The organism is Streptomyces spongiicola, from assembly GCF_003122365.1.
Lineage (GTDB): Bacteria > Actinomycetota > Actinomycetes > Streptomycetales > Streptomycetaceae > Streptomyces > Streptomyces spongiicola.
Genome location: NZ_CP029254.1, coordinates 5,505,984 through 5,515,000, shown reverse-complemented (window position 1 = coordinate 5,515,000; position 9,017 = coordinate 5,505,984). Strand labels below are relative to the sequence as shown.

9 protein-coding genes (1 of these 9 only partly in view) are annotated in these 9,017 nt (G+C 70.4%); 2 read left to right on the top strand and 7 right to left on the bottom strand.

Going from position 1 to position 9,017, the window contains the following annotated elements:
* The 3 genes from DDQ41_RS24170 to thyX form a co-directional block, all read right to left on the bottom strand.
* Positions 1 to 725, bottom strand: partial view of a ribonuclease J gene (locus DDQ41_RS24170; RefSeq protein ID WP_109296360.1) — the start only. It extends 961 nt beyond the left edge of the window; 725 of the gene's 1,686 nt are visible here — the first part of the coding sequence; the start codon lies at positions 723 to 725; the stop codon falls past the left edge of the window.
* A gap of 125 nt (positions 726 to 850) precedes the next feature.
* A complete protein-coding gene (gene dapA, locus DDQ41_RS24165) occupies positions 851 to 1,750 on the bottom strand; it encodes a 4-hydroxy-tetrahydrodipicolinate synthase (RefSeq protein ID WP_109296359.1) in 900 nt (299 codons plus the stop codon).
* Positions 1,751 to 1,938: 188 nt separating this feature from the next.
* Positions 1,939 to 2,718 carry an FAD-dependent thymidylate synthase gene (gene thyX, locus DDQ41_RS24160; RefSeq protein WP_373995528.1) on the bottom strand — a complete coding sequence of 260 codons (780 nt, stop codon included), beginning with the start codon at positions 2,716 to 2,718 and terminating at the stop codon, positions 1,939 to 1,941.
* A gap of 148 nt (positions 2,719 to 2,866) precedes the next feature.
* Here thyX and DDQ41_RS24155 point away from each other — a divergent pair, with 148 nt between their 5' ends.
* Both DDQ41_RS24155 and DDQ41_RS24150 read left to right on the top strand, forming a co-directional pair.
* A complete protein-coding gene (locus DDQ41_RS24155) occupies positions 2,867 to 3,106 on the top strand; it encodes a hypothetical protein (RefSeq protein ID WP_109296357.1) in 240 nt (79 codons plus the stop codon).
* A 132-nt stretch (positions 3,107 to 3,238) separates the two neighbouring features.
* Entirely contained in the window at positions 3,239 to 3,790 is a 552-nt protein-coding gene (locus DDQ41_RS24150) for a hypothetical protein (protein ID WP_109296356.1), read from the top strand.
* Positions 3,791 to 4,022: 232 nt separating this feature from the next.
* On the opposite strand, the gene DDQ41_RS24145 is transcribed toward DDQ41_RS24150, so the two are convergent.
* The 4 genes from DDQ41_RS24145 to DDQ41_RS24130 all read right to left on the bottom strand — a co-directional run bounded on the left by DDQ41_RS24145 (position 4,023) and on the right by DDQ41_RS24130 (position 8,904).
* Positions 4,023 to 4,475: a hypothetical protein gene (locus DDQ41_RS24145; protein WP_109296355.1), complete on the bottom strand. Its 453-nt coding sequence runs from the start codon at positions 4,473 to 4,475 to the stop codon at positions 4,023 to 4,025.
* 9 nt (positions 4,476 to 4,484) lie between these two features.
* Positions 4,485 to 5,237 (bottom strand): 4-hydroxy-tetrahydrodipicolinate reductase, encoded by a 753-nt coding sequence (dapB, locus tag DDQ41_RS24140; RefSeq protein WP_109296354.1) that lies wholly within the window; start codon positions 5,235 to 5,237, stop codon positions 4,485 to 4,487.
* Positions 5,238 to 5,302: 65 nt separating this feature from the next.
* Entirely contained in the window at positions 5,303 to 6,682 is a 1,380-nt protein-coding gene (locus DDQ41_RS24135) for a M16 family metallopeptidase (protein WP_109296353.1), read from the bottom strand.
* Entirely contained in the window at positions 6,679 to 8,904 is a 2,226-nt protein-coding gene (locus tag DDQ41_RS24130) for a polyribonucleotide nucleotidyltransferase (RefSeq protein ID WP_109296352.1), read from the bottom strand. Before DDQ41_RS24130 ends, DDQ41_RS24135 begins: the two co-directional genes overlap by 4 nt.
* Positions 8,905 to 9,017: the final 113 nt, after the last annotated feature.

Here is a 9,017-nt window from a genome sequence, read left to right as displayed (position 1 = left end):
GCGAAGCTGGCGACGATGATGCGCTTGCGGGCGTTCGCGAAGACCCCGCGCAGCACGTTCGAGATGTCCCGCTCGGCGGGTACGAAGCCGGGTACCTCGGCGTTCGTGGAGTCGGACAGCAGGAGGTCGATACCCTCCTCGCTCAGACGTGCGAACGCGTGCAGGTCCGTCAGACGGCCGTCCATCGGGAGCTGGTCCATCTTGAAGTCGCCCGTGTGCACGACCAGCCCGGCCGGGGTGCGGATGGCGACCGCGAGCGCGTCCGGGATGGAGTGGTTGACCGCGACGAACTCGCAGTCGAAGGGGCCGAAGTCCTCGCGCCGCCCCTCCGCGACCTCCAGGGTGTAGGGACGGATGCGGTGCTCCTGGAGCTTGGCCTCGATGAGGGCGAGGGTCAGCTTGGAGCCGATCAGCGGGATGTCCGGCTTGAGGCGGAGGAGGTAGGGCACCCCCCCGATGTGGTCCTCGTGCCCGTGCGTGAGCACGATCGCCTCGACGTCGTCGAGCCGGTCCACCAGGGTGGTGAAGTCCGGCAGGATCAGGTCGACACCGGGCTGCTCCTCCTCGGGGAAGAGAACGCCGCAGTCGACGACCAGGAGCCGGCCCTCGTACTCGAAGACGGTCATGTTGCGGCCGATCTCGCCGAGACCGCCGAGCGGTGTGACGCGCAGGCCACCCTTGGAAAGCTTCGGCGGAGCGCCGAGTTCGGGATGCGGATGACTCAAAAGACTCTCCTCGCTACACACGCCACGTACCGCTTGGGCACGTGGCGCGCATGACATTCGTGCACTTGCTGTTGTCGTCCGGTCGTTCTTATTCGGTTGAACGTATTCAGTTGTGAAGTCTGTGGTTACAGCTGTACCCCGCCGGCCGCGAGATCGATCTTCAGCTGGGCGGTCTCGGCCTCACCGAGCTCGACCAGCGGGAGCCGGAGCGGGCCCGCGGGCAGGCCCTGAAGGGCGAGGGCGGCCTTGCTGGTGATGACGCCCTGGGTGCGGAACATGCCGGTGAAGACCGGAAGCAGCTTCTGGTGGATCTCGGTGGCCTTCTGCACGTCGCCCGCGGTGTAGGCGTCCACCAGGGCACGGAGCTCCGGGGTGACGACATGGCCGACCACGGAGACGAAACCGACGGCGCCCACGGACAGCAGCGGGAGGTTGAGCATGTCGTCGCCCGAGTACCAGGCGAGTCCGCTGCGGGCGATGGCCCAGCTCGCACGGCCGAGGTCGCCCTTGGCGTCCTTGTTCGCGACGATCCGCGGGTGGGCCGCGAGGCTCACGATCGTCTCGGTGTCGATCGGGACGCCGCTGCGGCCCGGGATGTCGTACAGCATCACCGGGAGTCCGGTGCTGTCGGCGATGGCCGTGAAGTGCCGGTACAGGCCTTCCTGAGGGGGCTTGTTGTAGTACGGGGTGACGGCCAGCAGCCCGTGCGCGCCTGCGCGCTCGGCGGCACGTGCCAGTTCGATGCTGTGGCGGGTGTCGTTGGTCCCGACCCCGGCGACCACGTGCGCCCGGTCGCCCACGGCCTCCAGGACGGCACGGACGAGCTGGTCCTTCTCCGCGTTGCCGGTGGTGGGGGACTCACCGGTGGTGCCGTTGATGATCAGGCCGTCGTTGCCTGCGTCCACCAGGTGGGTGGCGAGCCGCTGCGCGCCGTCGAGGTCGAGCGCGCCGTCCGCCGTGAACGGCGTGACCATGGCGGTGAGGACCCGCCCGAAGGGGGTCTGCGGAGTCGAGATCGGAGCCATGGGTAACACGCTACTCGCTGCTCTGCGCGGAGGGTCCCCTTGGGGGACGTGACGTATCCCTGCCCAGTGGAGCCCGGCACTGCCTGCTCGGGGGTTCAGGCAGTGCCGGGTCCGTTTGATCAGCCTAGATGAACTTCTCGAAACGCCGCAATACGGACACCGAGTAAGGCTGACCGTACATCGGTCCCCTACGGGGCCACCCGGCCGTTGGCATTGAAGGCCGCGTGGGTCAGCGGCATCAGCCCGGCCCAGTGCTCCTCCATCTGCTCGCCGACCATCTCGATCTCCCGCTGCGGGAAGGACGGCACCCTGGCCATCTCGTGCTGGGTACGCAGCCCGAGGAAGTGCATCAGCGAGCGGGCGTTGCAGGTCGCGTACATCGACGAGTAGAGGCCCACCGGCAGCACCGAGCGGGCGACCTCACGGGCGACGCCCGCGTCGAGCATCTCCTGGTAGGCCTCGTAGGCATGGCGGTAGGAGTCCTGCATCACCCGTCCGGTCAGCTCCTGCTGGGCCCGGGTGCCCTCCACGAACACGTACCGGCCGGGACGCCCCTCCTGCACCAGCCTGCGCGACTCGTCCGGGACGTAGAAGACCGGCTGGAGTTCCCGGTACCGGCCGGACTCCTCGTTGTAGGACCAGCCGACGCGGTGGCGCATGAACTCGCGGAAGACGAAGATCGGGGCGCTGATGAAGAAGGTCATCGAGTTGTGCTCGAAGGGGCTGCCGTGGCGGTCCCGCATCAGGTAGTTGATCAGTCCCTTCGACCGCTCCGGGTCCTTCGCGAGTTCGTCCAGCGACTGCTCGCCCGCGGTGGAGACCCGGGCAGCCCACAGCACGTCGGAGTCGCCGGCGGTGTGCTTCACCAGCTCGACGGTGACATCGCTGCGTAGGCTGGGCTTGATGTCTTCGGGGTTCCGGGTCACCGGCGGGGGTCCTTCCAGTCGTGTCGCTCGGGCGGCGCCCATTCTCCAACGGTCGCCTGCTTCAACGATCGGCGGGGCGGACCGTCCCGGTCTCCCCCTCCCGATTCGCTGGATTCGGGCACCGAATCCGGGTCACACGCGTCTGTACCGGTAGCCGCGTTTCGTCTCACACCCCGAGGGGGCCCGCACCATGTTCCGCCGGCGAGAAGCCGTCCCGTTCGCGTTCGTCGCCGAGGCCGACCGCTTCCGCAGCAATGTCGCTCCCCCGCCCCGGCAGCGGCCCAGCGCATCCGAACTCGCCGGCCGGACGCTGATCGGCCTGACCGTGACGGCCGGGCTGGTGGGGTCCCTGCTCTTCGGGCTGCCGGCGCTGGAGGCCCCGGTCTCCCCGAAGGCCCCGAGTCAGGCGCAGGAGTCCGAGGGGCGCTGACAACACGCCCGACCCCCGGCCGGTGGACACGGAGGAGGCACCCCCATGGCCCCCCTGGGGTGGCTGGTCGACGGTCGCCTAGGTAGCCTCACCGGTCACAACCCCCGACGTGGTGACGAGTGAGGACCAGCCGTGCCCCTGCCCTTTCTGACGGCGGACCGTGCCTTTGACGCTGCGGACGACGACGTCGCGCTGCCGTTCGACGACCACGATCTGTGGCGGCGTCCGTACCGCCCGGGCCCCTGGCGGGTCGGAGGTGCGGCACTGCTTCTGCTGCTGGCCTCGTTCGTGCTGCTCGCGGCCATGGTCATCGCCTTCGCCGGAGCACTGGCCGGAGCCGCCGGCTGCCTCGGCATCGCCGCACTGCTCATCTGCGGGGCCCTGCGGATCCTGCGCATGGGCGCCTGGGTGAGCGGGCACGGGCTGCGGCATGTGGCCCTGCTCTCGACCACCACCCTGCCGTGGGCGGAGGTGAAGGCCCTGCGGACCGCGCAGCAGCCGGTGCGGTGGCTCGGGCTGCCGCGGACGGTCCAGGGGCAGGCGCTGGTCCTCGTACGCGAGCGTGACGAGCCGCTCACCCTGCTCACCGATCACAACGGGGACTTCCTCTCGCGCGTCGAGGCGTTCGAGCGCGCGGCGGACACCATCGAGGCCTGGGGCGCGGAGTACGGCGCTCAGCGCTGAGGCGGTCTTCCGACCCCGCCTCGTGTGCCAGCCCGCCTCGTGTGCCGGCACACGAGGCGGGGCCCGTCGTCCGGACGGGGTACGACGTCGGCCGCGCGGACGCCGCCCCAGCCACCCCACCCCGCCCCGCGGGCCCGTTCCGGCGCACGCCCCGAGCGGCCGGCCACGGGCCGAAAGCGCCGTCACCGGCACCGGCACCGGGCACGTGAAGGCGCCGCGCCGGGAGAGCGCGTCAGGCCGCGGGCGGCCTTCCCGCATGGAGGGCGATCGCGCGCTGCATCGCCCTGCGGGCCCGCGGCGTGTCCCGGGCGTCGTGGTAGGCGACGGCGAGCCGGAACCAGCAGCGCCAGTCGTCCGGAGAGTCCTCGGTCTCCGCACGGCGCTCGGCGAAGACGGCGTCCGCACAGTCGCGGTCGATGCGCCCGCCCGGGGTGCGGACCAGGTCGTCCACCGGCAGTCCCCCCTCGGCGTCGAGCTCCGCCGCCAGGGCGTTGGCCTTCCTGACGAACCGGGTGTTCTGCCACAGGAACCAGAGGCCGATCACCGGGAGGATCAGGACCGCCGCTCCGAAGGCCACGGTGAGCAGGGTGCCCTGTTGGATGAGCAGTACCCCGCGGCCGCCGGCCAGGACGAGGTACACGACCAGGACGGCGGCGGTGACGGCATAGGAGATCTTGGCGCGCACCGGGGACCCTCAGCCGAGGTCGAGGTAGTTCTCGAGGCCGAAGGTCAGCCCGGGCGTGTCCACCACACGGCGGACGCCCAGCAGGATGCCCGGCATGAAGCTGCTGTGGTGCAGGGAGTCGTGGCGCAGGGTGAGGGTCTCGCCCTCACCTCCGAGCAGGACTTCCTGGTGGGCGAGCAGGCCGCGCAGCCGTACGGCGTGGACCGGCACCCCGTCGACGTCCGCTCCGCGCGCCCCGTCCAGTGCGGTGACGGTGGCGTCGGGCTGGGGCGCGCAGCCGGCCCCGGCCCGGGCCGCGGCGATCAGCTGGGCCGTGCGGGTCGCCGTGCCGGAGGGAGCGTCCGCCTTGTTCGGGTGGTGCAGTTCCACGACCTCGACCGACTCGAACCAGCGGGCGGCCTGGGCGGCGAACTTCATGGTGAGGACGGCGCCGATGGAGAAGTTGGGCGCGATCAGCACACCCGTCTCCGGCGAGGCCGCGAGCGAGGTACGCAGATGCGTGAGGCGCTCGTCGGTCCAGCCGGTGGTACCCACGACCGCGTGGATGCCGTGGCGCACGCAGAAGTCGAGGTTCCCCATGACCGAGGCGGGGGTCGTCAGCTCGACCGCCACCTGGGCACCGCTCTCGACGAGGGTCTCCAGCTTGTCCCCCCGTCCGAGTGCCGCGACGAGCTCCATGTCGCCGGCGGCTCCGACGGCTCGCACGGCCTCGGAGCCGATGCGGCCCCCGGCACCGAGGACGGCCACACGCAGCTTGCTCATTGCTCTGCTCTCTCTAGGGGGACGGCGGGTCGGCGGGGAGACGGCGGGACCACGAGACCACGAGACTACGAGACCGCTTCGTGCAGACGGCTCGCCTGCTTGTCCTTCAGCGGGCCGATCACCGACAGCGAGGGCCGCTGCCCCAGGACCTCCCGGGCGACGGCGCGCACGTCGTCGGGCGTGACCGCGGCTATGTTCGCCAGCATGTCGTCGACGGACATCTGCGCGCCCCAGCACAGCTCGCCCTTGCCGATGCGGTTCATGAGTGCGCCGGTGTCCTCCAGCCCCAGGACGGTCGAGCCGGACAGCTGGCCGATGGCACGGTCGATCTCGTCGTCGGCCAGCCCCTCGCGGGCGACCCGGTCGAGCTCGTCGCGGCAGATCTTCAGCACGTCGTGGACCTGGCTGGGGCGGCAGCCGGCGTAGACGCCGAAGAGTCCGCAGTCGGCGAAGCCCGAGGTGTACGAGTACACGCTGTAGGCGAGGCCGCGCTTCTCCCGGACCTCCTGGAACAGCCGTGAGGACATGCCGCCGCCGAGGGCGGCGTTCAGCACGCCGAGCGCCCAGCGCCGCTCGTCCGTCCGGGCGAGGCCGGGCATGCCGAGGACGACGTGCGCCTGCTCGGTCCGGCGGTCGAGGACGTCCACCCGGCCGGCGGTACGCAGCTTGCGGTGCCCGTCGCGCGGGGCCGTCGGGAGGGCGTCCGTCCGGGTCAGGGCGCCCGCCCGTTCGAAGGCCCTGCGGACCTGCCGTACCACCGTCGCGTGGTCGACGTTGCCGGCGGCGGCGACGACCAGATGGGTCGGGTCGTAGTGCCTGCGGTAGAAGCGGGCGATCTGCGAGCGGTTCAGCGCGTTGATCGTGTCGACGGTGCCGAGCACCGGGCGGCCCAGGGGGGTGTCTCCGAACATGGTGCGCGCGAAAAGGTCGTGCACCACGTCTCCGGGGTCGTCCTCGGTCATCGCGATCTCCTCGAGGATGACGCCGCGCTCGGCGTCCACGTCCTCGTCGAGGATCAGCGAGCCGGTGAGCATGTCGCAGACGACGTCGATCGCCAGCGGCAGATCGGTGTCGAGCACCCGCGCGTAGTAGCAGGTGTACTCCTTCGCCGTGAAGGCGTTCATCTCCCCGCCGACCGCGTCGACCGCGGCGGAGATGTCGAGGGCGGAGCGCCTCCGGGTGCCCTTGAAGAGCAGGTGCTCCAGATAGTGGGTGGCGCCGTTCAGCGAGGGGGTCTCGTCGCGCGAGCCGACAAGCGCCCAGATGCCGAAGGTGGCGGAGCGTACGGACGGCAGGGTCTCGGTGACGATGCGCAGCCCGCCCGGGAGGGTGGTCTTGCGGACCGTGCCGATGCCGTGCTCGCCCTTGAGGAGTGTTTGGGTACGGGCGACGGCCCGCGCCTCCGAGGAGGTGCGGGCCGTCGTCCTGGGACTACGGGACGTCACTTGTCGGTGTCGTCCTTCTTCTCGCCCTCGTCGGCGCCGTCCTCGTCCGCGACCACGGGGATGAGGGACAGCTTGCCGCGCTGGTCGATCTCGGCGATCTCGACCTGGACCTTGGCGCCCACCGCGAGCACGTCCTCGACGTTCTCCACGCGCTTGCCGCCGGCCAGCTTGCGGATCTGCGAGATGTGCAGCAGGCCGTCCTTGCCCGGGAGCAGGGAGACGAACGCGCCGAAGGTGGTGGTCTTGACGACCGTGCCCAGGTAGCGCTCGCCGACCTCCGGCATGGTCGGGTTGGCGATGCCGTTGATCGTGGCGCGGGCGGCCTCTGCGGCCGGTCCGTCGGCGGCACCGATGTAGATGGTGCCGTCGTCCTCGATCGTGATCTCGGCGCCGGTGTCCTCCTGGATCTGGTTGATCATCTTGCCCTTGGGGCCGATGACCTCGCCGATCTTGTCCACGGGGATCTTCACGGTGATGATCCGCGGGGCGTTCGGGGACATCTCGTCCGGGGTGTCGATCGCTTCCATCATCACGTCGAGGATGTGGAGGCGCGCGTCACGGGCCTGCTTCAGGGCCGCGGCCAGGACGGAGGCCGGGATGCCGTCCAGCTTGGTGTCGAGCTGGAGGGCGGTGACGAACTCCTTGGTGCCGGCCACCTTGAAGTCCATGTCGCCGAAGGCGTCCTCCGCGCCGAGGATGTCGGTGAGGGCGACGTAGTGCGTCTGGCCGTCGATCTCCTGGGAGATCAGGCCCATGGCGATCCCGGCGACCGGGGCCTTCAGCGGCACACCGGCGTTCAGCAGCGACATGGTGGAGGCGCAGACGGAGCCCATGGACGTCGAGCCGTTGGAGCCGAGGGCCTCGGACACCTGGCGGATCGCGTAAGGGAACTCCTCGCGGCTCGGGAGCACCGGCACGATGGCGCGCTCGGCGAGGGCGCCGTGGCCGATCTCGCGGCGCTTCGGGGAGCCCACGCGGCCCGTCTCGCCGACGGAGTACGGCGGGAAGTTGTAGTTGTGCATGTAGCGCTTGCGGGTCACCGGGGAAAGGGTGTCCAGCTGCTGCTCCATGCGGAGCATGTTGAGGGTGGTGACGCCCAGGATCTGGGTCTCACCGCGCTCGAACAGGGCCGAGCCGTGCACCCTCGGGATGGCCTCGACCTCGGCGGCGAGCGTGCGGATGTCCGTCACGCCTCGGCCGTCGATGCGCTTCTTCTCCTTGATGACGCGCTCACGGACCAGGGACTTGGTCAGCGAGCGGTACGCGGCGGAGATCTCCTTCTCGCGGCCCTCGAACTCCGGCAGGAGCTTCTCGGCGGCGAGCGCCTTCACGCGGTCCAGCTCGGCTTCGCGCTCCTGCTTGCCGGCGACGGTGAGCGCCTGGGTGAGCTCGCTCCTGACCGCGGCGGTGAGGGCCTCCAAGACGTCGTCCTGGTACTCGAGGAAGACGGGGAACTCACCGGTCGGCTTGGCGGCCTTCGCGGCGAGGTCCGCCTGGGCCTTGCACAGGACCTTGATGAAGGGCTTCGCGGCCTCGAGGCCGGCGGCGACGACCTCCTCGGTCGGCGCCTCGGCGCCGCCCTTGACCAGCTCCACCGTCTTCTCGGTGGCCTCGGCCTCGACCATCATGATCGCGACGTCGCCGTCCTCCAGGACGCGCCCGGCGACCACCATGTCGAACACGGCGTTCTCCAGCTCCGAATGGGTCGGGAAGGCGACCCACCGGCCGTCGATCAGCGCGACGCGGGTGCCGCCGATCGGGCCGGAGAAGGGAAGGCCGGCCAGCTGCGTGGAGCAGGAGGCGGCGTTGATCGCGACCACGTCGTACAGGTGGTCGGGGTTGAGCGCCATGATCGTCTCGACGATCTGGATCTCGTTGCGCAGGCCCTTCCTGAAGGACGGGCGCAGCGGCCGGTCGATCAGGCGGCAGGTCAGGATCGCGTCCTCGGACGGCCGGCCCTCGCGGCGGAAGAAGGAGCCGGGGATCTTGCCCGCGGCGTACATCCGCTCCTCGACGTCGACCGTCAGGGGGAAGAAGTCCAGCTGGTCCTTGGGGTGCTTGGACGCGGTGGTGGCCGACAGCACCATGGTGTCGTCGTCCAGGTACGCGACGGCGGAGCCGGCGGCCTGCTTGGCCAGGCGGCCCGTCTCGAAGCGGATCGTACGGGTGCCGAAGGAGCCGTTGTCGATGACGGCCTCGGCGTAGTGGGTCTCGTTCTCCACCAGCGATATCTCCTCGTCTGCGTCCTCCGGCCCGCATGGCGGGAGGACGGTGGCGGAGAAGCGCGCCTTGCGTGCGGGCCGGTCTTCGATCGAAGCACCCGGTCGTCAGGCTT

Excerpts from the sequence above, each read along its gene's own strand:
- dapA (WP_109296359.1), bottom strand. The coding sequence starts at position 1,750 with ATGGCTCCGATCTCGACTCCGCAGACCCCCTTCGGGCGGGTCCTCACC.
- thyX (WP_373995528.1), bottom strand. The coding sequence starts at position 2,718 with ATGGGCGCCGCCCGAGCGACACGACTGGAAGGACCCCCGCCGGTGACC.
- DDQ41_RS24155 (WP_109296357.1), top strand. The coding sequence starts at position 2,867 with ATGTTCCGCCGGCGAGAAGCCGTCCCGTTCGCGTTCGTCGCCGAGGCC.
- dapB (WP_109296354.1), bottom strand. The coding sequence starts at position 5,237 with ATGAGCAAGCTGCGTGTGGCCGTCCTCGGTGCCGGGGGCCGCATCGGC.